The sequence below is a fragment of the Psychrobacter sp. M4 genome, from assembly GCF_055699795.1.
In genome coordinates, this window is sequence record NZ_CM146740.1 from 972,408 (window position 1) to 997,525 (window position 25,118).

Sequence of the window (25,118 nt, forward strand, 5' to 3'; positions counted from 1 at the left end):
CAAGCCCATCTATTAATAGATGGGCTTATAACTAATACTGGGCTAAAAGCGCCAGGCTATGAGACTATGAAAGCTCATACGAGATCAAAAACTACGCATATGGCGTAATAGCTGGCATTAAGTCATGAAAAGTACGTCCAGACGCGGTTTCGCCAATAGCGTGCATTTTCCATTCATCGTTGTGACGATAGACTTTGGCCATAATCATCGCTGTATGTTTGCCCTGCGCTGATAAGTTATAACGCGCGACTTCAGAATTATCATTGGCGTTAACGATACGGCAAAAAGCATTCTCGACAGTCTCAAACGATTGACCAGTAAAGCTATTGACCGTAAAGACGAGCGATACTACGTTTGCAGGTACTTTGGATAAGTCGACGTTAATGACTTCATCATCGCCTTCACCGTCACCAGTACGGTTGTCTCCGGTGTGCAGAACGCTACCGTCTTTTGATTGCAGCTGACTAAACCATATGGCATCGACCGGCTGTTTATTGTTATCAAACATGATACAAGAAGCATCTAAGTCAATAGAGTCTCCACCACTGCCTCCGCCAAATAACTTACCTAAAAAGCCGCCTTTTTGTGCTTGTGGGCCTTGAGCCACATCCCAACCCAAACCTAGCTTAACCTTAGTCAGGTTGCCGCCCGCTTCTTTGCTTAAGGAAATCTTTTGTCCCTTTTGTAAACTGACTGCCATGTGATAATCCTTATATTAATGATAAATGATGAATCAGCGTGCCAAAGTTAATGGTTATAAAATATTATCTAAAAAGCCGCTACTACCCCCGCGTCCGCCAGAGCTGGTACCCAATATGCTCTGTAACCAGCCTTGGTAACTGTCACGGTTGCGCGAGCAAATTATGACTTTGCCGCTACCGGAGAAGTTTAAGACCATACCTTCACCGCTAGTGACAGAATTGATAATATTACTCATAATGCCTTTTTTCTTGCTGGTTGACACTGATAACTTATAGTCAAGGTTTGAGTCCCAGCATACCACATGACCATTATCAATAATAACGTCTTTATCAGGAGTCACTTCAATCTCAAACAATGAACCAAAGCCTGAAACCACCACTTGACCTTTGCCTTGAGTTTGCATGACCATAAAGCCGCCTGTATCACCAAAGACTGCGCCGCCTAGATTACGTTGAATCTTGGCTCTGATATCGACTCCTGTTTGTGCGGCCACAAAAGCGCCATCGCTCAAGGTATATTGCTGAGTACCGACATCGATGATTTGCATGTCACCATCAAGGGTCGGCGCAAGCAGACAATCCCCTTCACCATGGACCGCTTCGATTTGCTGCTGAAATAATGATTCATCATTAGCGAAACGGCGCATCAGCGACTGCATAAATCCGCCTTGCAGTTTGCCTTTTAACTCAAGGTTCGACTCCATCATGACCATCGCATTGGCTTCACAATATATCGAATCACCCCTTTTAAGGTTACAATGTAAAAAAGGTTCAATAGTACCGATCAAGCTAAAAGTAGCGGCCATAGAGGACAAATCCTTAGTCTAGTGGTAGTCTAAAATGTTCAAGCTTAAATTCAAAAGCTACCAAATACGTTTATCATTCGTACTTGATAGCTTTTTGCTCAATCAACGATTTGATTAAGGCTTTCTACAGTAAAACAATGGGTTTTAAAAAGCTAATCTTACACGTTAACACCGTAAGAAGAGGCTAATGGACCTAAACCGCCGCTAAAACCTTGGCCTACAGCGCGGAATTTCCAATCGCTGTTGTGACGATATAGCTCACCAAAGATCATTGCCGTCTCGGTACTGCCATCTTCTGATAGATCATAACGAGCAATCTCGCTATCGCCGTTGTCATTAACAATGCGGATATAGGCATCACCAACTTGACCGAAGTTTTGGTTGCGACCTTGACCTTCGTAGATGATAGCGCATAACGCCACTTTGCTGACATCGGCTGGAATGCTGGCTAGATTAACTTTGATCTGCTCATCGTCGCCGTCACCCTCGCCAGTTCGGTTATCACCAGTATGCTCAACCGCGCCATTGTCTGATTTTAAATTGTTAAAAAAGATAAAGTCTTGATCGTTACGCACTTTACCGCTTTCATTGACCAAAAAGCCAATCGCATCTAAGTCAAAATCTTGACCGTCAGTGGCACGTGGATCCCAGCCCAAGCCGACTGTAATATTAGTAAGACCTGGAGCCTCTTTTGATAAATTTACATTACCGCCTTTTGTTAAGCTAATAGCCATATAGTTGTCCTTTTATTAAATAATAAGATGAGTTTATTGTTTGATTAAATCAATTAAAATTATAAAATACAAACCAGCATTCTGCGCTGTTGAATATACAAAATATTGAGAGTTATGATTATAACACTGACTATACTCTAAGCCTTATATATCTTCAAGTTTTACTATACTAAGCGATTACTGACTAAGCAAGTCGTATTTTGTGCCTATGTATAACACTTGTATCTTTATCAAAAAGTAAATGATTTGTACTTTGCGGTAGAGCATTTTAGCCACTACCTCGATTTTGCTTTATAATAGTGCGTGCTCAGGTTCCCTCAACCCTGATTTAAAAAAAGGACTCTTTTATGAGCATCAGTACTATTTCGATAACCCCAATCCAATCTATTCGCTACAGCCGTGCTTTATTCTGGCTGGTGGGCCTGCATATCTTTATTATTGCCATCAGCAATTATCTGGTGCAAATACCTGTCGGACTATTTGGCTTTATTACCACGTGGGGAGCCGTTACTTTTCCCTTTATTTTCCTGATTACTGATTTGACTGTACGTATCTTTGGTCAGCACTTAGCAAGACGAATTATCTTCTTTGCTATGTTGCCCGCTTTGGCGATCTCTTATTATTTTTCAGTAGTGTTTGCAAATGGTCAGTTTGTCGGTCATGAGCACCTGCTAGATTTCAATCTGTTTGTCTTTCGCATTGTCTTGGCAAGCTTTAGCGCTTATGTCGTCGGGCAGCTGCTAGATATTCAAGTCTTTAATAGACTACGTCAGCTTAAAACCTGGTGGATTGCGCCTCTTGCCTCGACGTTTATTGGTAATTTGATTGATAGTTTTTGCTTTTTTGCCATTGCCTTTTATAAAAGTCCAGATGCCTTTATGGTCACGCATTGGGTTGAAATTGGCGCTATGGACTATTTATTTAAAATGGTGATGGGCATATTTATCTTTTTGCCGCTGTATGGTGTGATTTTGGCAAAGCTGCAAAAGATGTTGGCAGGGAGAAAAACAGACAAAAAAACAGGCTATACCCAATGATATAACCTGTTCAAGTTTACTAGTAAATGATATCTACAACCGCTGTTGCTCGACTTGATTATCGTGATCGTCTGCTATGGCTTCTTGCTTACGATACCTTATTGAAGCCCACAGCGCCAAACCAATAAAGGCGATACCAATAAGGCCGGTAATCAGCTCGGGCACGTGGAATTTCACCGACAACAGCATGATAACGGCTAAGGCACCGATGGCATAATGCGCGCCATGCTCAAGGTAGATGAACTCATCAAGCGTGCCTTTATCGACCAAAAAGATAGTCATTGAACGCACGAACATCGCACCGATTGCTAAGCCTAACATAATAACGATAACGTCGTTGGTGATGGCAAACGCGCCAATTACCCCATCAAAACTGAAGGAAGCATCAAGGACTTCTAAGTATAAGAAGCCGATAATACCGCCGCGCATAATGGCACTGGTGGCCTCGCCCGTACTGTTACCATGTTCGTCAAGCTCTTCTTCTAAATCACCCTCGAGCATGCCAGACACCACTTGCACGCCAAGATAGATTAAAATACCCCAGATGCCAGCGATTAATACCGCTCCAGCTTGGACTTCGTTGGCAAATGACACAGCAATCATCAACACAATAAGCGCAACAAATACGCTCATCGCATCCACTTTGCCAAGCTTGGCTAAACGACTCTCAAGCCAGTGAAACCAATGGACGTCTTTATCATCAAAAACGAAGTTTAAGAATACTAACAGTAAGAAAATACCACCAAAGGCTGATATCTCAGCATGATGTTCAAGGAGTCTTGCTGAGTACTCTGTTGGGTTATTGAGTGCTAAATTGATTACTTCCATCATGCCAAGATCAGCAGTAACCGCGACAATAACAATAGGAAAGACCAAACGCATCCCGAAGACGGCGATCAAAATACCTATGGTTAAGAAAATCATTTTCCAAAACGCGTCCCATCTTTTAAGGACTGAGGCGTTGACTACAGCGTTATCAAACGATAATGAGATCTCCATGACCGCCAAGATAGCCGTAATCGATAGCGTAGCCAACATCCCGCTTATACCACTATGTGAATATCCCCACCATGCTGCTACCATTAAGGCAATAGCGGTGAAAATAAAGTCTAAATAAAAATGTCTCATGACATATCCTGTCTGGTTGCACAATGCTAGAGGTGGTCTATACTAAATATAGACTAGACCATAAAAAAGCGGCTATTGCTAACCACTTTTATGCATAAATTTAAAAGAAACATAAACCATTATCAGATATTTAGCTATCGATAATTGTGACTATTTCATAGCTATTTATATTTTACGTTCGATAAAGGGTGTTTTGATTTAATCTATATTGTGGCGCGTAATCAAAAATAAAGTGTAAGCGTTTGCTTTTAATTGGGTTATAGATATTATCGTATAACTAATTACCGTTTTGACACCTAGGTTATAACAGCTAAGCACATAATCGATTTATTATAGTAAAAAAGGTAGCACAATAAAATGACGCTAAACTTTTAAGAGTCTAGCGTCATCGAATCTAAATTTAGTCCCTATTAAATATCAACACCATACTGGTGACACATCGCTTGCAAACCACCTGAATAGCCTTGACCTACCGCGCGAAATTTCCACTCGCCGTTATGACGATATACTTCGCCAAACACCATGGCAGTTTCAACCGAGTAGTCCTCTGCAAGATCGAAACGAACCACTTCTGTGCCTGTCTCTTCGTTGACAACACGGATAAAGGCGTTGGCAACTTGACCAAAGTTTTGACTACGTGCAGCTGCATCATGAATAGTCACCGTGACTACAATTTTATCAATATCAGAGGGCACTTGAGTCAGATTGACTTTGATGACTTCATCGTCGCCATCACCTTCGCCGGTACGGTTATCACCAGTATGTTCAACCGCACCATTATCTGATTTTAGCTGGTTATAAAAGATAAAGTCCTGATCGCCGCGTACTTTGCCTGCGGTATTGACCAAAAAAACACTGGCATCAAGATCAAATTCGGCGCCTGAGGTTGCGCGCTCATCCCAGCCAAGACCAATGAGGAGTTTATTTAAATTGGGATCTGTTTTGGTTAGCGATAAGTTACCGCCTTTGTTAAGTGATAAAGCCATGAAATTATCCTTTATTAGAGTTAATTAGAATTATTAGAAGGGTTATAGGTAGAAGTACATAGTCGATTCTAAACAAAACTGACACTTTTTTTATCATATGCTGCTGGTATAAGTTTTACTTGCGTGCTGTGTCGTTGCAGCCAGAGGCTACGCAAAATTAATTCCAGCAGCACTGTACCGTTTTTAAAGTCTTTTAACTATTACAATCATCTAGCTAAGTAAAAGTATTCACTTAGTAACGCTCTATCATAACAACAAAAAATGACCCAATCAAAGCTGATGGGTCATTTTAACTGGCATTTTTGTAGCATACCTTTGGTTTACTAATAGTTTAAATCTTGGCATCTAAAAGCATTATAAATGCCGAATCTCAAAACTTTGATGAATGGGTTTTTTGACATTAAAGTCAAAACCTATGGTTTGATGAGTAATATCTGTAACGTTATAGCGCTCAGTTAATTGCTCATCAAGCTCAAAGCGGGTAAAGTTATTAGAAAAATACAGTACCCCATCCGTAGTCAAACGATTCATCGCTCGATTAATTAGAGCAGCATGATCGCGCTGCACATCAAAGGTGCCTTGGAACTTTTTGGAATTGGAAAAAGTTGGCGGATCGATAAAGATAATATCAAACTGTTCGGTATTGTCTTTAATCCACTCAAAAATGTCAGCGGCGACAAACTCGTATTTGCGCTGATTAATATCAAGACCGTTTAACACAAAATTTTGCTTGCCCCAATCTAGATAGTTTTGCGATAGATCCACGCTAGTGACCTTTTTGGCACCTGCTAGCGCCGTATGGACACTAGCGGTACAGGTATAAGCGAACAGGTTGAGTACCGATTTACCACGGCTATTGGCTTTAATGCGCATGCGCATGTTGCGATGGTCAATAAACAGACCCGTATCTAAATAATCGGTAAAATTGACATAAAAGTAAGCGTCATCTTCACGCGCCACATAAAACTTACCGCGTTTCTCACTGCCGCCTTGCTTGCTATATTGCTCATTACCGGACTGACGTGCGCGGGTTTTAATAAACACTTGCTCGCGATTGACATCAAGGACTTCGCGGATACCCATTAGCGCTAAATTAAAGCGTTTCTTGGCCGTCTCAGGGGGTATGGTTTTGGGCGGCGCGTATTCTTGCACGTGTACATAGTCGCCATATAAATCGATGGCAACCTTAAAATCAGGTAAATCCGCATCGTACACACGCAAATTACTAACGCTTTCTTTATTAGCTTGTTTTCTAAGGCGGGTTAGGTTCTTTTGCAAGCGATTAATAAAGTCTTGCGCTTCAGCAGAGTCGATTTCGCGCTTTTCAAAACGGCTGACTAAATTGTCCGTTTGTCCAGCAATGAGCCTGCCGTAGCGAAAATAAACGGTAATCGCGCCGTTGTGGCAACGCAGTGTTTGTGGCTCCTTGATGGGCAGAATATCGACTTGTTCGACGTTGGCGGCAAGGATGCCGAGCATAGGATTAATGCCACTACCAGCGAAGCTGTCTTGTAAGACCAGTCCTACTGCTTGATACAGCGGACGAATAAAATCTTCATCTCCCAGACGCTCACCGTAAGGTGGGTTGGTGATAACTAAAGGATTACTCAATCTGCCGTCTTTAACCATGGACTGCAAAGTTTGGCTCAGCTTATCAAGCGCGCGGGTCTCAATATCTAGGAGTGGCAATAAATCTTGCAATCCTGCCGCTATTAGATTCTTCTCTGTGGCAATAATTGCGCCGTGATCAGCATCAAAGCCTAGGATGAGGGGTAGGGTATCTGGCTGCTCAACGGCGATCGCTAGTGCTTCTCGAAAACGCGTTTGTGCCTCATCAATCATCGCTTGCCAAAGCGTTTCATCATGGTGCCCCCACGCATAAAAGCCAAATTGATGCGCCGCTTTGTCAATACCAACGGCATAATCGCAGTGCATAAGCAGCGCTTCGATAATAAAGGTACCTGAACCGCACATCGGGTCAATCAAGGCATTATAAACGGGTGTATTATCTTTATTTCTCTGATGCCAGCCCGCGCTGTATAGAAGGGCAGCCGCCAAGTTTTCTTTCAGTGGCGCCTCGGTCATCGCTACGCGGTAACCACGGCGATGCAAGCTAGTACCAGACAGATCTAAATACAGCTCAGCTTGCTTATCATTAACGGTGGCAAAGATAGCAAAGTCAGGATTTTTGCTGTCGACATTGGGGCGACTATCAAAAGCCTCATTAAAGGTATCAGCGATAGCATCTTTAATGCGCAGCATGGCAAACTGCTGACTGACCGCTACGCGTTTATCGACTGACAATCGAATAGCAAAGGTTTGCTCAAGGTTAAATTGCTCAGTCCAATTTACCGATTTTGCTAAACCATAAAGCTGCTCTGCCACGTCGTATTCAGTATTAATATTTTTACGTTTAATAAGCATAAGTACACGTGAGGCGACCCGTGACCAAAGACAAATCGTATATAAATCGCGCAGGGTTCCTATGACACTCAGACGCCCAGTACTTTTTATCTCGCTGGTAATACCAAAACTGGTAAGCTCAGTTTGTAGCGGTGCTTCTAGCCCATCAGCGCAAGTGACAATAAGATCCAGCGACAAGGTTGATGGCGTTGATGGCAATGCTGATGACGGTAGTGATGAAAGGACGGGCGAGGATGGTTCGGTCATACGATTACCTATGGGCTGTTATGTTTAATGCGGATCGTCTGTATTTTATATGCGCTAAACAGATACGGGCTAAATGGATATGGTTAGACAAATATAGAGTAAATAGACAGTAGGATCGCGTTATTTAAGCGCTGATTTTATCATAGTTTGCTGGTCGGCGTTTAAAGCGCTAGCGTTTAAAATATTAGCTTTATTTTAAAACACCCAAAGTAAAAGAGGCTATAGTTAAAACATTTTAAAAACGGTACAGTGCTGCCGGGATTAATTTTGCGTAGCCTCTGTCTGCGAAGGCACAGTACGCAAGTGAAATTTATACCAGCAGCATATAATAAAAAAACGTGTCAGTTTTGTTTAGGATCAACTATAGAACATGTTGCTACTTATCCTCTTTAGTTAAAGAGACTTTTGATTTATCGTCTTTTGACGAAGAGTCGTTAGATAAATGGTGTTCTGATAAATTATCCTCTGATAGTAGCTGCGTGGTAGTCGCAAACGGCTTAGTCGCTATGGGATAGTCTACATCCTTTGGCATAAGCAAACGCATATGCGGGTAAGGGGTTGAGATCTGCGCGGCATCAAAAGCAAGCTTGATTTTTTCTTGTAGATTCTCTTTGATTTTAGGCATGCGCGCAACTGAAGCCGGTTTGACCCAAAAGCGCACAATAAAAAACACCCCATATTCACCAATCTCCGCTACGGTTGCTGAAGATTCAGGACGGGTTAGTATCGCCTCATTATCAGCTAAAACTTGTAGTATCTCGTCGCGAGCTTTCTCAATATCATCTTCAAAAGCAATACGCATACGAATATCAAAGCGTATAAAGTTTTTGGAGGTTAAATTAGTGACCTCGGAGGAAGCCATATTAGAATTAGGAATAATGACGGTAATATTATCACGGGTCAAGATATGCGTTGTGCGCAAGGAGATCAGTACTACGCGGCCTTCTTGATCATTCATATTGATCCAGTCTCCAACTTGAAAAGACTGCTCAAGTAAAATAGTAATGCCAGCAATAAAATTGGCGAGCGTTGACTGCGCAGCAAAACCAACAGCCAAGCCAACAATACCCAAACCCGCTACCAGTGATACGATATCGAAGCCAAATTGCGCCATGACGCTGGCAAGACCCAATACCCAAATAAGGACCGATAAGATATTTTTGAGGAGCTGCTCGATGGAGGCATTAAGACCGTAATGCTTGAGTACTCTATGAATAATGTGACCTGACGACGTCCATAATACATAATAGATACCGGCCCAAATACTAGCTTTTGCCGTAGCTTTTACCGTATCTGGCTCAAAATTCATTTGACTCATAATAGCGATTAGGCTGGCAACAATCCAAATATAACGCAGGATCGAGCGGGCAATATTAGTACGACGATCATTGAGACGAATGCGAGCTCTATTATGCTTGATAAGATAAATAGTCAGCCAATAAAAAAACCCTAATATAGCAAGCAATATTAGGATCTTGATACTAGTACTAGCAAATTCTACGGCATAAGCTGACCAATCATGCGACTCTTCTTCTACAGAGCCGCCAATAGCAAGATACAAGCTGGTATATAAATCTTGAATGATCTCCTGAAAAAAATCAGTAAAGCCATTAACTGTCATCTCTTTGTCCATGCAAATGAATCTCAATTATGCTAAGCCGCTAAGTACAATAGTAAGTACAATAAAATATCAAACATTGTACCAAGTATAGCGACTATTTGAGAACATAGCTGAGCGTAGACCTAAATATAGACCTAAGAGTTGCTTTCTTGGGTATCAAACGACTGATAAGGAATGGCCATTTTGTGCTGTACCTCACGCAGTGCTGTGCGCAGTCCTTCTAAAATAGTAGGATGATAAAAAGGCGCATCAAGTAGCTGTTTTACAGTAATATCGTTAGTAATGGCCGTTGCCAGTATATGAGCGATATATTCAGCATCTGGCCCGACCATACTAGCGCCTAGCACTCTATCCGTCTTTTTGCACCCGTAAACATGCAATAGACCGCAGTTGACACCCATAATGCGGCTGCGTCCTTGATTATCAAAGCTTACCTCACCGATGACGTATTCTAGCTCTGGGTTTTCTTCAATCTCAGTTTTTGACTTACCTACTGTCATAATTTGTGGATCGGTAAATAGAATGGATAAAGGAGTGGCAGGGGGACGGATATAAGCATCATTATCATTTCCACATACCATACTACCGGCGCTAAAACCTTCGTCGCTTGCTACATGTAAAAATGGCAGGTGCACATTGGCATCACCAACGATATAAACCTCAAGATCACCAACCTGTCCGGTTTTTTTGTCTACATTTTTCGGGCGATTTTTGTCATCAAGCTCAACACTTAGATTTTCGACTCCCAGCCTATCGATAGTATTACGGCGCCCCGTTGCAACCAACACGTAATCACCTTGCCAGCTGCCATCTTTGTTATCCTTATCTGTATACTCAATAGTCGCAACGCGGCGACCACTATCGTCAACTTTAGTGCTTACTTCGTTGATCTCACTACCTAAATAGAAGTTCATACCCTCACTTAGACAGCTGATGGCCTTAGCATTAACATCCTCGTCTATTAGTCCTCCGACGCGCTCTTTACGATTGAATAAAGTCACGGCGACACCTAAACGGGCAAACGCGTGAGCGAGCTCTAATCCAACCGCACCAGCACCGACAACCGCCATAGAATCAGGCAAATCGGATAACTCAAATACGCTATCAGAAGTCAGTAGTGTATCGCCAAGTTTCTCGGACCAGCCATCAGGGATAAACGGCGTGCTACCAGTGGCGACGATAATCCTATCTGCTTTAATTAGCTCATCATTGACTTCAATTAGACCTTCTTCGTTGATATGCGCGCGTCCCGATATTTTCTTGTCCGCAGGCCAGCTCTCTACTTGTTTTTCAATATAACTCTCAAAATGACTGCGCTCTGCCTGCACACGTGCCATGACCTGATTGCCCTTTATGGTCACCTTACTATGAATACCAAATTCTTCAGAATATTTGGCAGCATGCGCGCGCTCAGCGGCAGCAATAAGAAGTTTGCTTGGCATGCATCCTACGGTAACGCAGGTAGTAGTCCAATACCCGTCGTTGATAATAACAATGTCTTTAGTGGTTTTAAGGGCTTGACGAAAGGCATTTTGTCCGGCGGTACCCGCGCCAATAACAGCAACGGCTACTTTACGAGTGACTCCACTATTGAAGCTATTATTAAGGCTATCAGATGTTGTGTTCATATTACTCTCAACTATTTATTAATATCGAATGGTTATCAATTCTAACGCTTAGATGCAAGGTTGGTAGTTAGATACCAGTTTAGCAATTAAAGACTCTTAGTAATTTTCTATTGTAAATTTTGCCATTGTAAAGTTTTTCTAAATATTATGCAGTTATTTATGCGTAACAAACCATTATAAAATTTTGTAATCACTCTTTGATATTACCCTCTGACTTTGACTTTATAGCGTTGTGTCAAAGAGCGTTATACAAAAATCAGGATTGGTTGAACACTCACAAGCCAGACACGTCCTAACTTTGACTAAAAATGATTTTACGAATACCTCTTCGCAAATACTTACTTCAAATAAAGCCGTTCATCGCCGAAAAATACCGCCTATCACAAATTATTAAGTTAAGTTGTTAACAATCATTACTAACAAGTCATGTGAATGCATCAAAAAAAATGATTTTTGGTATGCATGTTGCACCCGTTCAGTAGTTGCAAATTAAATTCAGTAATATAAATGTAATCTTTGTCTATATTACTGTTAGTGAAAGTAACACTAGAATTCGAGAAAGATGTATAGGGTCAATCCAATATTATCACTATCGTTATAAATAAAGTTTATTAAATTCTATAACTTAGGGCAAACGCATGAAGTATCCGAGCAAGGAAAAGCCTTCGTTTAAGATAAATAACAATTCTCACTCTACCTTAATAAAAAATACGCATTTCAACCACTTCAGTAATAAGCAAAAGTTTTACCCAGTTAAGGTGCGTCACCCCGCTGTAGCTTCTATGACTTTATTCCTCATAGGTTGTGGAGGCGGTAGTTCTTCAGCAGATGACTCTAGTATAGCAGCTCCCAGCATAGCTTCAGGAAATTCTAATGCAGGAGGTATTAATACAAGAAGCACTAATACGCAAAGTACTAACACAGGAGGTTCTAACACAGGAAGTGCTAATACAGGCAGCTCCAATAATGGAGGTTCTAATACCGAAAGTTCTGGTAATACCGGTTCTAATACAACTGACTCAAATGTAGACAATATTATGGATAATAAAGTATTAAGTGATATCGATGCTGCTCGGTTTTTGCAGCAAGCCCAGTTCTCATCTACTAAAGATGAGATTAACTACCTTAAACGCGTTGGTATAGACCAATGGTTAAATAGACAGTTTTCCTTAAAAAGTGGGATTGGGGGCTATGACTGGCTATATCAACAAGGTTACAACACTAGAGAATATCGTTACTCCGATAGACCTGTAGACTGGATGGCGTGGCAGCAGTTGTTGTCTGCTAAAGATACCTTGCGTAAGCGTATGGCCTTAGCCTTGTCTGAAATTCTGGTATTGTCCACCTTAGAATTAGGACTTCCTCATCGGGCTTTTGCAGTCGGTGCCTATTGGGATTTACTAAATAAACATGCCTTTGGTAACTTTAGAGATTTATTGAAAGATATTACTATAAATCTGGGTATGGGTGCTTATTTGGATTTAAGACATAGCAGAAAAGCGGATAGTAGAGGACGCCGACCTGATGAGAATTATGCTCGTGAAGTCATGCAGCTCTTTACCATTGGTTTGGTAGAGTTAAATCTTGATGGCACGCCCAAGCTGAGAAATGGCAAAACTATAGAAACGTATACTCAAGAAACCGTGAGTAATATTGCTATGGCCTTGACTGGTTGGACTGTAGATGGTAGGTCTTATGTTATTGGCTCAAATACTCATACTGAGTTTGCGCGTGCTCCTATGATTAATGTAGCTAGTAGACATGATACCCGTAGCGCCACTTTTCTTGGTGCTACAGTGCCTGCTGGCTCAAGTGGTGAGCAGGCGCTGGAGATTGTAGTAGATACTTTGTTTAATCATCCCAATGTGGCTCCCTTTATTTGTAAACAGCTTATTCAGCGTTTGGTTACTAGTAATCCAAGTCCTGAATATATCAGACGCGTGGCTACTGTTTTTAATAGTGATGAGAAAGGCAGACGTGGTAATTTACAGTCTGTCTTAACCGCTATTTTAACCAATGATGAAGCACGCAACCCTCCAATTAGAAGAAATCCTACTATTGGTAAGGTGCGTGAGCCCATGATCAGGCTCATCCAATGGGTATACACTTTCAGTAATCGACAAAGTGTTACGGGTAAATGGATGATTAGTAAGACTGATAATAGAACTTCATATCTCAACCAAAGTCCTTTTAGGTCTCCTTCAGTATTTAACTATTTTGATGTTAACTACGCACCTATTACTAAAGCCTTTACTGATAACGACATCTTAGCGCCAGAGCTACAGCTGCACAATGAGACGGCTACCGTAGGTTATATCAACCATATAAAAAGGGTAATTGAAAAAGGGGTTTTTCAAAACTTTATTGAAACGCTCACTGAAATAAAACCTGATTATAGTCAAGAGATGAAATTTTATGACCAACCGGAAAAGCTGGTAGATCATTTGAATCTTATTCTATGTGCAGGCCAGATGTCTCCTAAGACAAAAAGTCTGATCCATGCAGCTGTGACAGATATAACCCAAAGAACCTCTCGTGATTGGAAACAAGATCGTATTCATCTGGCTGTTTTTATGGCTATGGTTAGCCCTGACTACCTAGTACAAAAGTAAGAAACTAACACAAAATAAGCGAATTACTACTATGAATGAATTATCCAGAAGAGCTTTTCTACAGCGTTTGGGCTACTTAACGGCGGCAGGGGTTGCTAACCCTATGACTATTAACCTTATGGGGATGGCTGAAGCTGCTGCACAAACTGCTACAGACTATAAAGCCTTAGTCTGTGTCTTTTTTGAAGGAGGGAATGATCATGCTAATACCCTTATTCCTGTCGATAATGATAATTACAATAGCTATAAAAACATACGACAGAGTATAGCCTTAGACCGATCGAAGGTTTTGCCTCTGATACCTACGTCGAGCTTATCAGGCGGACTAAAATGGGGTTTTCATCCAGAGCTTGGACGCTTAAATAGTTTGTTCCACCTCAAAAAGCTAGCCGTCTTACAAAATGTGGGCACCTTAATTCAACCAACGTCTATTGATCAGTTTAAAAGACAAACAGTACCGCTACCTGATACGTTATTCTCGCATTCAACACAGAAAAAAACATGGCAAAGCACTCCTAATAAAGCGTTTACAGAGGGGTGGGGCGGACACATAGGCGATCTAATTTTAAGTCAAAACTCACAAACTATGTTTTCTTGCATTAGTACTGCCAATAACTCGTTGTTTTTGACAGGTGAAAAAGCCATTCCGCTAAACATTGATCCCAGTGGTATTAGGCCGATTCAGCCGGCCAAAGAGAATGCCAATCTTTACGGCTCACGAACAGCGGCCGCAGCGTTAAGAGAACTTATTACCTCAGATCGTCATAACATTATGGAAAACTATCTTAATTCAGTTACTAGGCGTTCAATAGAAGCTGAACAATCAATATCATCTGCATTAAAAGGTGCAGGCGAGTTTGTCACTCAATTTCCAAGGGGTAATTCGTTAGCCGATCAATTACAAGCGGTGGCAAAACTGATCAAAACACGTGACAATTTTGGTCTTAAAAGACAGATCTTTTTCGTCAACCTTGATGGTTTTGATACTCACGCTGATTTGTTAAGTAGACATAGTAATCAGATGGCTTTAGTTAATGATGCTCTAGCTAGCTTTTATGAGGCGACTGAAGAGATGAATATGACTGAAAGCGTGACTACCTTTACCGCCTCAGATTTTGGCCGTACCTTTAGTAGTAATGGCAATGGCTCAGATCACGGTTGGGGTAGTCATCATATCATTATGGGCGGCGCGGTCAATGGTAGAGATTTTTATGGCAATAGTCCTGAAATTGGTCTGGATACTGCAGAAGATACAGGTCAGGGCCGTCTATTACCAACGACTTCAATTGATCAGTATGCAGCTACTCTAGCTAAATGGTTTGGCGTATCTAATAGTGATATGCGACTTGTAACGCCCAATCTTTATAACTTCAACGAGCAAGACTTAGGGTTTATGAGAACCTAAAAGCGCTTAGCATAAAATAAATAGTAGGTAAATAAAAAACCTGACCCCTTTTTCAATACAGTACAGTAAAGGGTAGTCAGGTTTTTTTTATTAAGACGTTAAAGTATTAAGCAGACGTTCAGTATAGCCTTTGGCACGTAGATTACGCTGGGCGTGCGTAAGCTTGCCTTCTTTATTAAAGACAAATGCAGAGCGTACCAAACCCAAGGTTGTTTTTCCGTACATGTTTTTTTCTTTAATAACCTCAAAGTGTTGACACAACTGCTCATCTGAATCACTGATAAGTGGAATCTGTAAATCGTACTTTTCAATGAACTTTTTATGTGACTCAATGCTATCGCGAGATACGCCAATGATATCGTAACCAAGCTCATCAAAATCGTTAAAATGTTCAGTAAATTCGGTCGCTTGTACTGTGCAGCCTGGAGTATCGTCTTTGGGATAAAAGTACAAAATAAGCCCTTTATCAGTGTGCTCGACCAGCTCTTTTAAGCTTATATTGTCATGAATAAAGTTGCCGTCCAGCTCGCGTACTATTGTCACTGGAAAGTTAGGTAGATTAATAACTTCGTCAGTCGGTTTGACCATGATAAATTCCTTATAAGTATTAGTGGACTAATCAGAGCTAGATTAACAGAAATAAGTTATTAGTATCAAACTTTACTTGCCCACAAAAAAAAGACTGACGATCGCCAGTCTTTTGCTCTACACGTTTTTTATTATAATGCTTAACTTAGATTATTAAGCAGGTTTTTGCGGCTGCTTTAAATCCAGTCCTTCGGTACATTGTTGTAAGTCTTTTTGCATCTTTTTCACATAAGGCAGGCTAGAAGGATCTTTTTTGTCTTGTGCGTAACTTTCAACCTCCCACATCTGACCGATGGTCATTTGACTGCGCACATTAATTGTACATTTACACAGCTTAGAAGCCGTACTTTTATCTGCAACTTTATATTTAACCGCGCCACTTACACACTGATCAATATTACTTTGTTTGATATCAACAGCATTTGCTTGCGGTATAGCTACAAACGCAACAAGCGCTAGGGGTAGTACTTTTAATAACTTCATAAATATTCTCTTATAGATATATACAGCGTCGATAAAATAAAAATGGACATTAAATTTAAATAGGTAACATTAGCACTAGCAAGGACTCATACCATAACAATTATAGTTATTAAAAAAAACTACGCGCTTGCTGTGTTGATGCAATTAAATGTTACGCTTATATTTGCTTATAACTTATCATGTTCAGTACTACTTTGATACTGAGCCTTATAGTGTGCTTGATAAGGCGTAGGATCAGTAACGCCAGCCTGTTCAAATCCTTGACGGCGTAGGACGCAGCTATCGCACACCCCGCAAGCCAGTCCGCTGGCATCTGCTTGATAGCAAGAGATAGTTTGAGCGTAGTCGACATCAAGCGTCAAACCAAGCTCAATGGTTTGTGCTTTTGACAGCTGCTGAAGTGGCGTTTGGATACTTAAGTGATGACCGGTAACCCCCGCTTTGGTTGCCAGATTTGCCATATGCTCAAAAGCCGCTATATATTCAGGGCGGCAGTCAGGGTAGCCTGAATAATCAACTGAGCTGACACCAATGACGATATGATTTGCATTAGTGACCTCTGCAACCGCTAAGGCATAAGATAAGAAAATAGTATTACGCGCAGGCACATAGGTATTAGGAATAGCGTCGTTATCGATCTCAGCATACTTTTTATTAGGGAATTTATCAGTGTCACCATCGGGTACGATCATATTATGGTCAGTTAAAGAGGATCCACCTAGCTGAGCGATATCAATATCGATGATACGATGATTGACAGCTGCGGTCTCAGCGATAGTTTTTGCTGCGATAAGCTCGCTATTATGGCGTTGACCATAGTTAAAACTGACGGCGGTGACTGTAGCATAGCGAGCCTTTGCCCAATACAGACAGGTAACCGAATCAAGTCCTCCTGATAGGAGCACGACTGCGTTCTGATGCTTGTGCTCTGCTATATCGTTTGTACTAACGGTATGGTTGGTATCAGCATCAGACACTGGGGTAGGAGAGCTTACTGGCGGTGTTACATTAATCATAACAGTATCTTTGATCTATTAATTATTGACTTTAATTTATATGTATAAAAAAAGACTATTTTAACAAAATTATGGTCTTGCCAAAACCTTGATAGTCGTAAGTATCAGCTTTACCAAACGGATAACGATGAGCTTTCAATATTATAATCTGTAGCACAGTTAGTGCTACGATTGGCGTTACAAGAGCTTATAATTTGGCACTATATTTCAAAGTCGTTTCGTTTTAAAGTCATTTTTTAAATACTTAGTAAATTTTGTTATAATCGTCGCCGCTATATTGGATATCAATACTCTTTGTCTTTTCTTTAGCCATAAGTAAATAGGCTTAGATTTACGCTGTAAGTTACGTTATTCCAATTCAATATTTTTTAGATAGGGAGTAATTTATGACCGCAGCTACTTTATACGTGCCTCAGTCCGGTACTGCTTTCGACAAAACTAACAACCATAATGACAATGCTGCTGAACATGATATTGTCAAACATCTAAATAATAAGATTGATAATAAAGTAGATACTGAATCAGCTCTAAATGCCGCTCAGTTTAAAAAACTACAAAAAAAATTACGCCGGCAAGTGTCGTTAGCCATCCAAGATTTCAATATGATCGAAGAGGGTGATGTTGTTATGGTCTGTGTTTCAGGCGGTAAGGACAGTTATACGCTATTAGACATCTTATTATTATTAAAAAGTGCCGCTCCGATACATTTCGATATTGTCGCTGTGAATTTGGATCAAAAACAACCTGGCTATCCTGAAGACATATTACCAAACTATTTAAATGAACAAGGCATTGCTCACTATATTTTAGAAAAAGACACTTATAGTATTGTCAAAAGCGTCGTACCAAAAGGTAAAACCTATTGTTCAGCTTGCTCTCGTCTACGCCGTGGTTCTTTGTATGGTTTTGCTAAACAGATTGGTGCCACCAAAATCGCTCTAGGTCATCATCGCGATGATATGCTAGCAACCTTTTTCTTAAATCTGTTTCACGGTGGCGCGCTCAAATCCATGCCGCCCAAACTCTTAAGTGACGATAAACAAAACATACTTATTCGCCCGCTAGCTTACGTGGAAGAAAAAGATATCATCGAGTACGCGCACCTAAAACAGTTCCCTATCATTCCTTGCAATTTGTGTGGCAGCCAAACCAATCTACAGCGTGCGGTTATTAATGATATGCTACGCGAGTGGGACGATGCACATCCGCAGCGTTTGGCTTCTATCTTTAAAGCCATGCAAAACGTGGCACCATCACAGTTAGCTGATCGTGAGTTGTTTGATTTTGAAAAGCTTAGTTTGGATCGTAATAACGATGACAATAGCGAGCGCTTGTTTGAAGGTAATAATATCCAAGTGGGACAAGCTAGCAGTCTTGCTGATATTGGCTTACCTACTGTACCAAAAAAACAGAAGTTTGAAACAAAAATTGTAGATAACAACCAAGCAACTAATGATAAAAATAATAAGCACTCAAAGCGCAAAATTCCGACGATTAATCCGATCTTTTAATCTATTATGTTCAAAACACCTAAAAAAACCAGTTCATTATGAGCTGGTTTTTATATTTTAGCCTTAGAAGGTACCAAGTAATCATACTATAGTTGAATCACTATAAAATCTATACCAATAGCTCTGGTAATATTAGCGTGTCAATTTTATTTCATACTGACTATATAATGATTAACTTTTAGCAAAAACAGGCAACGGAGAGAAATTAACCTCTGAGCGTGGCAATCTTGCTACATCACGCATACGCCAGTCATCTTTACCATCATTGCTAACTTGTAGATAGTATTTAGCTTTTAGCGGATCAATATCTACTGTTGCACTATATTTATTGCCTTGTTGATGCTGTAGTACAACGTCACGATCTTTTTTGATATCAGTTGCATGCGAGATAGATAATTCCAGCTGGTCAGGATAAGTCAAAGTTTCACCATTTAACAGTTTACCAGTTTGCAAACTTTGCTGCGGATAATCGAGATAAAAAGTAATCTCACCGCTAGGAGTAAACTGCATTTTTCCCTGCAAATCCAAATCATAGGTAAGCTTATCGCGCGATACATCATGATATAACGTTTTACCATCCATATACCAATCGTCCCGTACTACGCTATCACGAATCTGATAAGAATAATAAACGAAGAAAATACAAGCCACTACTACAAAAGCTGGCAAACCAATAACAAAGATAATCACCATATAGTTTTTATACCAAGGCTGGCTATCTTGGTGTTTAAAACTGGGCGTCGGAGAAGATGTAGACATAAAGCACCTATTAATCTTAAATTATACTGGATACTACAGATATTTACTGATCTTAAGTCTTATTGACCTTGCGTGGTAAAAACGTTTTGCTTGCTAACTTGATACTTACCGTCTTCACTGACTACGTTCAAGGTAATCGGCGTTTGGCCAGACTCAACCACCGCAGGATCACCATAAACACTAGCAGGCATATTGAAGCTTTCCCCAGGCGCAAGTGGTACATCGTTAAAACGCAACTGCAAGCTTAAGCCGTCTTGTGGTGCTAAAGAGATATTGTAAGTATGTGCATCCTGAGTTTTATTAGTCAATTTGACAATATAACTATTTTCAATCATACCTTGAGCATTCATAGAGGATAGCTGATTGCGATCACGACTTATGTCAATCTCCAGCGGTACGCGATCAGTCAGTGCATAAACAACCCCGCCGCACAATACGGTAAGCAGCGCTAGATAAGCAAAGAGACGCGGACGCAAAACCCGACTAGGCTCTTTTTCAGCCAGTTGTCTTTCAGTAGTATACCTGATTAGTCCCCGTGGATAGCCCACCTTGTCCATAATCTCGTTACAAGCATCCACACAAGCTGCGCACTGGATACAGGCTACTTGCAGACCATCACGAATATCAATGCCAGTAGGGCAGACTTGTACGCACATCTGACATTCAATACAATCGCCTAAATCATCAGGATTAGTACCTTTTTTACGCGGCCCACGAGGCTCACCACGATCATAGTCATAGGAAACAATCAGCGTATCTTTGTCAAACATGACACTCTGAAAGCGGCCATAAGGACAAATCTGCACACACATCTGCTCACGCATGTAACCAGCATTAGCATAAGTGGCAAAGGTAAAGATAAATACTGAGACCCAGACCCAAGTAGGCCAATCAGGTAATGGAATAAATCCTATCATCTGCCAACTATGATAAAGATAATCCGTTCCTGCAACATAGCTAACAAAGGTTGTCGCCGTTATAATCGAAAATACCAACCAGATAAAATATACTAGTAACCGCTTAGCGATTTTTTTGGGCCCCATAGGCGCTTTATCAAACTTGATACGTTTATTACGATCACCAATTACCATTTTCTCAACATATTGAAACATATGTGTCCATATGGTCTGCGGACAAGCGTAACCGCACCAAACCCGTCCTGCATAAACGGTTACCATAAATAGCGTAAAGGCGGCAATGATAGCGAACGCGGCAATAAAATAAAAATCTTGGGTCAAAAAAGTCAGCCCAAAAATATAGTAATGCTGCGATGGCACATCGAACCAAAGCGCCTGCCTACCATTATAGCGTAGCCATGGTAGTAACAAGAATGCTGCTAGAAGCGCATACATTGAAACAACGCGAATATTCTGATAAAACCCTTTAACAAAGCGTGGATGGACCCGATGCTTAGTGGCATCAAGATCAATCTGTTGTACAGGAATTTTGTTAGGCTGTGATGCTGACATAAACTTGCCTCTTTAGAGAAGAACCTGTCGGCTAGTATAAATAAAAGATAAATACTACTGGCGTAATCTATAAATAGTTTGGTTTGCCTGCTACTATAAATGGGGCGAAAATTCCAAAAAACAATTATGATTTGATAGAAAACATTACTACAAAGCTAAGCTGTAGTTAACTTAGCTTTAACAAAAAAGAGAACTGTAATGACAGTTCTCCTTTATTTAAATTCCAGTACCCAAATTGCTAAACTTAACAAACAGTAGCTACTTAGTTAGCACTAACGGTTTCAGTTTCGTCGCTAACTTTTGGGGTATTGGCTGCTGCGGTTACATTTGAACTCGTATTAGTATCAGTTTGCCCCGTTCTATCTGATAATGAATAAACATAAGCGGCGAGTAACATGATACGTTCGTTACCTAACTTAGTTTCCCATTCAGGCATGACGCCTGCACGGCCATAACGCAAAGTGTCACGTACTACTTCGCGCTCACCGCCATATAACCAGATGCCATCAGTCAAGTTTGGTGCTCCCACTGAAGTCATACCTTTACCTTCTGGACCATGACATAAAGCGCACTGCTGTGCGAAGATAGCACTGCCTTGATTCACCAACGTTTGGTCAAGCTCTCCATTGTCCGGATGACCATTGTTTGGCGCTAATGACAAAACATATTCCGATGCTGCACGTACACCATCTTCACCAATCTGATCACGCCAAGCTGGCATACCACCGACACGTCCATTATGTAGTGTAAATAGGATGTCACTAGCATCACCACCATATAACCAAGCACCATCAGTTAAGTTAGGATAGCCTAAAGCTCCTTTTGCATTTGAGCCATGACAAACCGCACAGTTTTGTAAAAATAAACGGCTACCTACTTTTAATGCATTTGGATCCTGTGAAAGCTTTTCAACTGCAGGAGCAAGCTGTGCAACCTTCTCATCAATCTGTACTTTCAAATCAGCTGGCGGCTCATCGCTACGGCGAAAAGTAGTTTGCAAAGAGGCTAAAGTGGTTAAAGTCTCTGTTGCATCGGTAGCATTAGCTTTTACCAAAATACTTTGCTCAAAGTTATTGGTGAATATTTTATCGTTTTCCTCAAGCTCGCTATATAACTCGTTATGCGAAGTCCACGGTACAGTCTCGCCATCAACTTTAACGGTAGCAAGGCCATTCCAGTTTGAAGGAAAAATAGCTGGGAAAAATACCCAATAAACAATACCCCAAACGATTGAACCGAAAAATATTACTAACCACCACTTGGGCAGAGGTTTATCATATTCTCGAATACCATCGTAGTCATGTCCTGTAGTACCGTCTTCTTCTACTTCTGGTTTATATTTTAATACCATTAATAAGACGGCAAGGATACCAGCCCAGCAAGCGATGCTTAGGATAGTAATCCAAGAACTCCAAAAAAATGTCATCGTTTATCCTTATTGCGCTGCTCTTTAGATAAGGCTTCTTTATCCTCATCATCGAGCGCAAGTTTTGCATCTTCTTCGAAGCGTTTTTTGTTTTTTGGCGAATACGCCCACCATGCAACGCCTATAAAGGCAATAAAGGCAGAAACGGTCGCAATTGTTTGTAATTCACCAATACCCATTAGCGCTGTCCTTCCATCGCAGTACCCAATTGCTGGAGGTAGGCAACTAAAGCATCAAGCTCAGTTGCACCAAGAACTTCATCTGGCGCACCTTCGATATCTTCTTCAGTATACGGCACTCCGAAACGATCACGGAATAAACGCATTTTAGTTTGGACATTCTCACCGTTGACTTCATTTACAGCAAGCCACGGAAAACCTGGCATAACTGATTCAGGAACCAACGACCGTGGGTCAATCAAATGTTGCTTTTGCCAGTCATCAGAGTAACGTTCACCAACGCGTGCCAAATCAGGTCCAGTACGCTTAGATCCCCATAAAAAAGGATGATCCCACGTTGACTCTGCAGCGCGTGAATAAGGGCCATAACGCTCAACTTCAGCACGCAAAGGACGTACCATCTGAGTATGACAAACGTGACAACCTTCACGAATATAGACATCACGTCCTTCAAACTCAAGAGCGGTCCAAGGCTCCATAGAAGGTAGGGGAGCATTGACCCCGCCTTCTTCAGGAGCTTTTTGATCATATATTAGCGGTACGATTTCCACTAATGTCGCAAAACTAATTGCGATAACGATACCGATAACCAATAAGCCTGTATTTTTCTCAATAATTTCATGCGGTGTACCAGCCATGATCGCTCCTTATATTTTAGCTGTCTGTGATTCATCAACACTAGGTTCATGATCAGTAGGATCAGCGATATCCACAGGTTTACCTTCTGGCATTTTAAGCGTTTGATAAACATTATATGCCATAACAAACATACCTGACACATACAACAAGCCACCAAAAGCACGACCGATATAGGGGAAATGCGAGAATTCAACGGTATCGACAAAGCTATAGACTAAAGTACCGTCTGGGTTAGTAGCCAGCCACATCATGCCCTGTCCAATACCTGAAATCCACATGGATACAATATAAAAAATAGTACCAGCTGTTGCTAACCAAAAGTGGGTGGTAATTAGACTAATAGAATACATTTTTGGTTTGTTATAAATACGTGGTAATAATACGTATAGTGAACCAATCGTAATCATACCTACCCAGCCCAAAGCACCTGAGTGTACATGACCTACTGTCCAGTCCGTATTATGCGATAGCGCGTTGACCGTCTTAATTGACATCATTGGGCCTTCAAAAGTAGACATCGCATAAAAGGACAATGCCACAATCATAAAGCGAATGATTGGATCGGTACGCAGCTTATCCCAGCTACCTGATAAGGTTAAAACACCATTAATCATACCGCCCCAAGAGGGTGCAAATAGGATAATTGAAAACACCATAGCTAGCGACTGCGTCCAATCTGGCAACGCCGAATAATGCAAATGATGACCGCCAGCCCACATGTAAGAAGCAATCAATGCCCAAAAGTGAACGATAGATAACCGATAGGAGTAAATAGGACGACCGATCTGTACCGGTACGAAATAGTACATCATACCAAGGAAGGCTGCCGTTAAATAAAACCCTACCGCATTATGCCCATACCACCACTGCACCATAGCGTCAGTTGCACCGCCAAACAGCGAGTAAGACTTAAATGCACTTACCGGAATAGCCATGCTATTTACAATGTGTAGTAGGGCAATAGTAATAATAAAAGCAGCGAAGAACCAGTTCGCTACATAGATATGAGAAGTTGTACGTTTGATAAGAGTACCGAAGAAAACGATGGCATAAGAAATCCACACCAAAGCTATCAAGATATCAATTGGCCACTCAAGCTCTGCGTATTCCTTAGTGGAGGTTAAACCTAAGGGCAGAGTAATGACTGCTGCGATAATAACTGCTTGCCAACCCCAAAAGGTAAACCAAGCCAAGTAAGGCGCAAATAGCCTAGTTTTACAAGTACGCTGTACGATATAGTAAGACGTTGCAAACAAGGCACTACCGCCAAACGCAAAAATGACCGCATTAGTATGTAGCGGTCGTAGACGACTAAAAGTTAGCCATGGTATGTCAAAGTTAAGCTCCGGCCATGCCAACTGGGAGGCGATAAACACCCCAAGACTCATGCCGATGATGCCCCATACTACCGCCATAATCGTGAAAAATCTTATGATAGTGATTTCATATTCACGGTCAACTGGGGCGACTGCTGTGTTTTGTAAACTCATTGGATGATTCCTTTACAGCCCGAATTATCAACAGAATTAACTAACTCTTCACAATATATATGCTATAAAAACATAACAATCATGGCACATGCTGCTGTCTGACTCGCTTATTACCGTAATGGTTTATTAACTGCCGGATTAAACTCTCACAAGGGATTGTCTAGTAATGATAGCAAACGAACACTAAAAAACGTTACAGTCATTATTCAGCGAGATTAGGACGATTAATA

General features: G+C 41.1%; 21 protein-coding genes. 4 read left to right on the top strand and 17 right to left on the bottom strand.

Annotated features, from left to right (window positions below; all coding sequences use genetic code 11):
* Positions 1-91 precede the first annotated feature (91 nt).
* The 3 genes from ACR63N_RS04190 to ACR63N_RS04200 form a co-directional block, all read right to left on the bottom strand.
* On the bottom strand, positions 92-700 hold the full coding sequence (locus tag ACR63N_RS04190) for a TerD family protein (RefSeq protein WP_367103699.1): 609 nt from the start codon (positions 698-700) through the stop codon (positions 92-94).
* Positions 701-754: 54 nt separating this feature from the next.
* Positions 755-1,507 carry a TIGR00266 family protein gene (locus tag ACR63N_RS04195; protein ID WP_367103698.1) on the bottom strand — a complete coding sequence of 251 codons (753 nt, stop codon included), beginning with the start codon at positions 1,505-1,507 and terminating at the stop codon, positions 755-757.
* Between the two features lie 158 nt (positions 1,508-1,665).
* Complete coding sequence (locus ACR63N_RS04200) at positions 1,666-2,241, bottom strand: TerD family protein (protein ID WP_367103697.1); 576 nt, start codon at positions 2,239-2,241, stop codon at positions 1,666-1,668.
* A gap of 347 nt (positions 2,242-2,588) precedes the next feature.
* Between ACR63N_RS04200 and ACR63N_RS04205 the strand changes: the two genes are divergently transcribed.
* On the top strand, positions 2,589-3,278 hold the full coding sequence (locus tag ACR63N_RS04205; RefSeq protein WP_472782502.1) for a 7-cyano-7-deazaguanine/7-aminomethyl-7-deazaguanine transporter: 690 nt from the start codon (positions 2,589-2,591) through the stop codon (positions 3,276-3,278).
* A gap of 33 nt (positions 3,279-3,311) precedes the next feature.
* Here the strand turns inward: ACR63N_RS04205 and ACR63N_RS04210 are convergent, their stop codons facing one another.
* From ACR63N_RS04210 to ACR63N_RS04230, 5 genes are all read right to left on the bottom strand, one after another.
* A complete protein-coding gene (locus ACR63N_RS04210; RefSeq protein WP_367103695.1) occupies positions 3,312-4,406 on the bottom strand; it encodes a DUF475 domain-containing protein in 1,095 nt (364 codons plus the stop codon).
* A gap of 410 nt (positions 4,407-4,816) precedes the next feature.
* Positions 4,817-5,392: a TerD family protein gene (locus ACR63N_RS04215; RefSeq protein ID WP_367103694.1), complete on the bottom strand. Its 576-nt coding sequence runs from the start codon at positions 5,390-5,392 to the stop codon at positions 4,817-4,819.
* 354 nt (positions 5,393-5,746) lie between these two features.
* A complete protein-coding gene (gene rlmKL, locus ACR63N_RS04220; RefSeq protein ID WP_367107174.1) occupies positions 5,747-8,062 on the bottom strand; it encodes a bifunctional 23S rRNA (guanine(2069)-N(7))-methyltransferase RlmK/23S rRNA (guanine(2445)-N(2))-methyltransferase RlmL in 2,316 nt (771 codons plus the stop codon).
* 376 nt (positions 8,063-8,438) lie between these two features.
* Positions 8,439-9,683: a mechanosensitive ion channel family protein gene (locus ACR63N_RS04225; protein WP_472782503.1), complete on the bottom strand. Its 1,245-nt coding sequence runs from the start codon at positions 9,681-9,683 to the stop codon at positions 8,439-8,441.
* Between the two features lie 134 nt (positions 9,684-9,817).
* The gene (locus ACR63N_RS04230; protein ID WP_367103691.1) at positions 9,818-11,311 is read right to left on the bottom strand and encodes a dihydrolipoyl dehydrogenase; all 1,494 of its coding nucleotides are present in this window, start codon (positions 11,309-11,311) and stop codon (positions 9,818-9,820) included.
* Positions 11,312-12,093: 782 nt separating this feature from the next.
* On the opposite strand from ACR63N_RS04230, the gene ACR63N_RS04235 reads away from it, so the two are divergent.
* Positions 12,094-13,923: a DUF1800 family protein gene (locus ACR63N_RS04235; protein WP_367103690.1), complete on the top strand. Its 1,830-nt coding sequence runs from the start codon at positions 12,094-12,096 to the stop codon at positions 13,921-13,923.
* Between the two features lie 31 nt (positions 13,924-13,954).
* Positions 13,955-15,328: a DUF1501 domain-containing protein gene (locus tag ACR63N_RS04240; protein WP_367103689.1), complete on the top strand. Its 1,374-nt coding sequence runs from the start codon at positions 13,955-13,957 to the stop codon at positions 15,326-15,328.
* Positions 15,329-15,418: 90 nt separating this feature from the next.
* Here the strand turns inward: ACR63N_RS04240 and ACR63N_RS04245 are convergent, their stop codons facing one another.
* From ACR63N_RS04245 to queC, 3 genes are all read right to left on the bottom strand, one after another.
* On the bottom strand, positions 15,419-15,916 hold the full coding sequence (locus tag ACR63N_RS04245; RefSeq protein ID WP_367103688.1) for a peroxiredoxin: 498 nt from the start codon (positions 15,914-15,916) through the stop codon (positions 15,419-15,421).
* A 153-nt stretch (positions 15,917-16,069) separates the two neighbouring features.
* Positions 16,070-16,399, bottom strand: a complete 330-nt coding sequence (locus tag ACR63N_RS04250) for a hypothetical protein (RefSeq protein WP_367103687.1) — start codon at positions 16,397-16,399, stop codon at positions 16,070-16,072.
* A gap of 167 nt (positions 16,400-16,566) precedes the next feature.
* Positions 16,567-17,415 carry a 7-cyano-7-deazaguanine synthase QueC gene (gene queC / locus ACR63N_RS04255; RefSeq protein WP_367103686.1) on the bottom strand — a complete coding sequence of 283 codons (849 nt, stop codon included), beginning with the start codon at positions 17,413-17,415 and terminating at the stop codon, positions 16,567-16,569.
* A gap of 386 nt (positions 17,416-17,801) precedes the next feature.
* Here queC and ttcA point away from each other — a divergent pair, with 386 nt between their 5' ends.
* Positions 17,802-18,926 carry a tRNA 2-thiocytidine(32) synthetase TtcA gene (gene ttcA / locus ACR63N_RS04260; RefSeq protein WP_472782504.1) on the top strand — a complete coding sequence of 375 codons (1,125 nt, stop codon included), beginning with the start codon at positions 17,802-17,804 and terminating at the stop codon, positions 18,924-18,926.
* Positions 18,927-19,097: 171 nt separating this feature from the next.
* On the opposite strand, the gene ACR63N_RS04265 is transcribed toward ttcA, so the two are convergent.
* The 6 genes from ACR63N_RS04265 to ccoN all read right to left on the bottom strand — a co-directional run bounded on the left by ACR63N_RS04265 (position 19,098) and on the right by ccoN (position 24,888).
* Positions 19,098-19,685, bottom strand: a complete 588-nt coding sequence (locus ACR63N_RS04265; protein WP_367103684.1) for a FixH family protein — start codon at positions 19,683-19,685, stop codon at positions 19,098-19,100.
* A 59-nt stretch (positions 19,686-19,744) separates the two neighbouring features.
* Entirely contained in the window at positions 19,745-21,154 is a 1,410-nt protein-coding gene (ccoG, locus tag ACR63N_RS04270; RefSeq protein WP_367103683.1) for a cytochrome c oxidase accessory protein CcoG, read from the bottom strand.
* Between the two features lie 262 nt (positions 21,155-21,416).
* Positions 21,417-22,580, bottom strand: a complete 1,164-nt coding sequence (locus ACR63N_RS04275; protein ID WP_367103682.1) for a c-type cytochrome — start codon at positions 22,578-22,580, stop codon at positions 21,417-21,419.
* Positions 22,577-22,759: a cbb3-type cytochrome oxidase subunit 3 gene (locus ACR63N_RS04280; RefSeq protein ID WP_367103681.1), complete on the bottom strand. Its 183-nt coding sequence runs from the start codon at positions 22,757-22,759 to the stop codon at positions 22,577-22,579. Before ACR63N_RS04280 ends, ACR63N_RS04275 begins: the two co-directional genes overlap by 4 nt.
* Entirely contained in the window at positions 22,759-23,397 is a 639-nt protein-coding gene (gene ccoO, locus ACR63N_RS04285; protein WP_367103680.1) for a cytochrome-c oxidase, cbb3-type subunit II, read from the bottom strand. The genes ACR63N_RS04280 and ccoO overlap by 1 nt, the downstream gene beginning before the upstream one ends.
* Positions 23,398-23,406: 9 nt before the next feature.
* Entirely contained in the window at positions 23,407-24,888 is a 1,482-nt protein-coding gene (gene ccoN, locus ACR63N_RS04290; protein WP_367103679.1) for a cytochrome-c oxidase, cbb3-type subunit I, read from the bottom strand.
* Positions 24,889-25,118: the final 230 nt, after the last annotated feature.

Bases quoted from the DNA above. Each gene is read 5' to 3' on its own strand.
- ACR63N_RS04190 (WP_367103699.1), bottom strand. From the start codon at position 700: ATGGCAGTCAGTTTACAAAAGGGACAAAAGATTTCCTTAAGCAAAGAA.
- ACR63N_RS04195 (WP_367103698.1), bottom strand. From the start codon at position 1,507: ATGGCCGCTACTTTTAGCTTGATCGGTACTATTGAACCTTTTTTACAT.
- ACR63N_RS04200 (WP_367103697.1), bottom strand. From the start codon at position 2,241: ATGGCTATTAGCTTAACAAAAGGCGGTAATGTAAATTTATCAAAAGAG.
- ACR63N_RS04205 (WP_472782502.1), top strand. From the start codon at position 2,589: ATGAGCATCAGTACTATTTCGATAACCCCAATCCAATCTATTCGCTAC.
- ACR63N_RS04210 (WP_367103695.1), bottom strand. From the start codon at position 4,406: ATGAGACATTTTTATTTAGACTTTATTTTCACCGCTATTGCCTTAATG.
- ACR63N_RS04215 (WP_367103694.1), bottom strand. From the start codon at position 5,392: ATGGCTTTATCACTTAACAAAGGCGGTAACTTATCGCTAACCAAAACA.
- rlmKL (WP_367107174.1), bottom strand. From the start codon at position 8,062: ATGACCGAACCATCCTCGCCCGTCCTTTCATCACTACCGTCATCAGCA.
- ACR63N_RS04225 (WP_472782503.1), bottom strand. From the start codon at position 9,683: ATGACAGTTAATGGCTTTACTGATTTTTTTCAGGAGATCATTCAAGAT.
- ACR63N_RS04230 (WP_367103691.1), bottom strand. From the start codon at position 11,311: ATGAACACAACATCTGATAGCCTTAATAATAGCTTCAATAGTGGAGTC.
- ACR63N_RS04235 (WP_367103690.1), top strand. From the start codon at position 12,094: ATGACTTTATTCCTCATAGGTTGTGGAGGCGGTAGTTCTTCAGCAGAT.
- ACR63N_RS04240 (WP_367103689.1), top strand. From the start codon at position 13,955: ATGAATGAATTATCCAGAAGAGCTTTTCTACAGCGTTTGGGCTACTTA.
- ACR63N_RS04245 (WP_367103688.1), bottom strand. From the start codon at position 15,916: ATGGTCAAACCGACTGACGAAGTTATTAATCTACCTAACTTTCCAGTG.
- ACR63N_RS04250 (WP_367103687.1), bottom strand. From the start codon at position 16,399: ATGAAGTTATTAAAAGTACTACCCCTAGCGCTTGTTGCGTTTGTAGCT.
- queC (WP_367103686.1), bottom strand. From the start codon at position 17,415: ATGATTAATGTAACACCGCCAGTAAGCTCTCCTACCCCAGTGTCTGAT.
- ttcA (WP_472782504.1), top strand. From the start codon at position 17,802: ATGACCGCAGCTACTTTATACGTGCCTCAGTCCGGTACTGCTTTCGAC.
- ACR63N_RS04265 (WP_367103684.1), bottom strand. From the start codon at position 19,685: ATGTCTACATCTTCTCCGACGCCCAGTTTTAAACACCAAGATAGCCAG.
- ccoG (WP_367103683.1), bottom strand. From the start codon at position 21,154: ATGTCAGCATCACAGCCTAACAAAATTCCTGTACAACAGATTGATCTT.
- ACR63N_RS04275 (WP_367103682.1), bottom strand. From the start codon at position 22,580: ATGACATTTTTTTGGAGTTCTTGGATTACTATCCTAAGCATCGCTTGC.
- ACR63N_RS04280 (WP_367103681.1), bottom strand. From the start codon at position 22,759: ATGGGTATTGGTGAATTACAAACAATTGCGACCGTTTCTGCCTTTATT.
- ccoO (WP_367103680.1), bottom strand. From the start codon at position 23,397: ATGGCTGGTACACCGCATGAAATTATTGAGAAAAATACAGGCTTATTG.
- ccoN (WP_367103679.1), bottom strand. From the start codon at position 24,888: ATGAGTTTACAAAACACAGCAGTCGCCCCAGTTGACCGTGAATATGAA.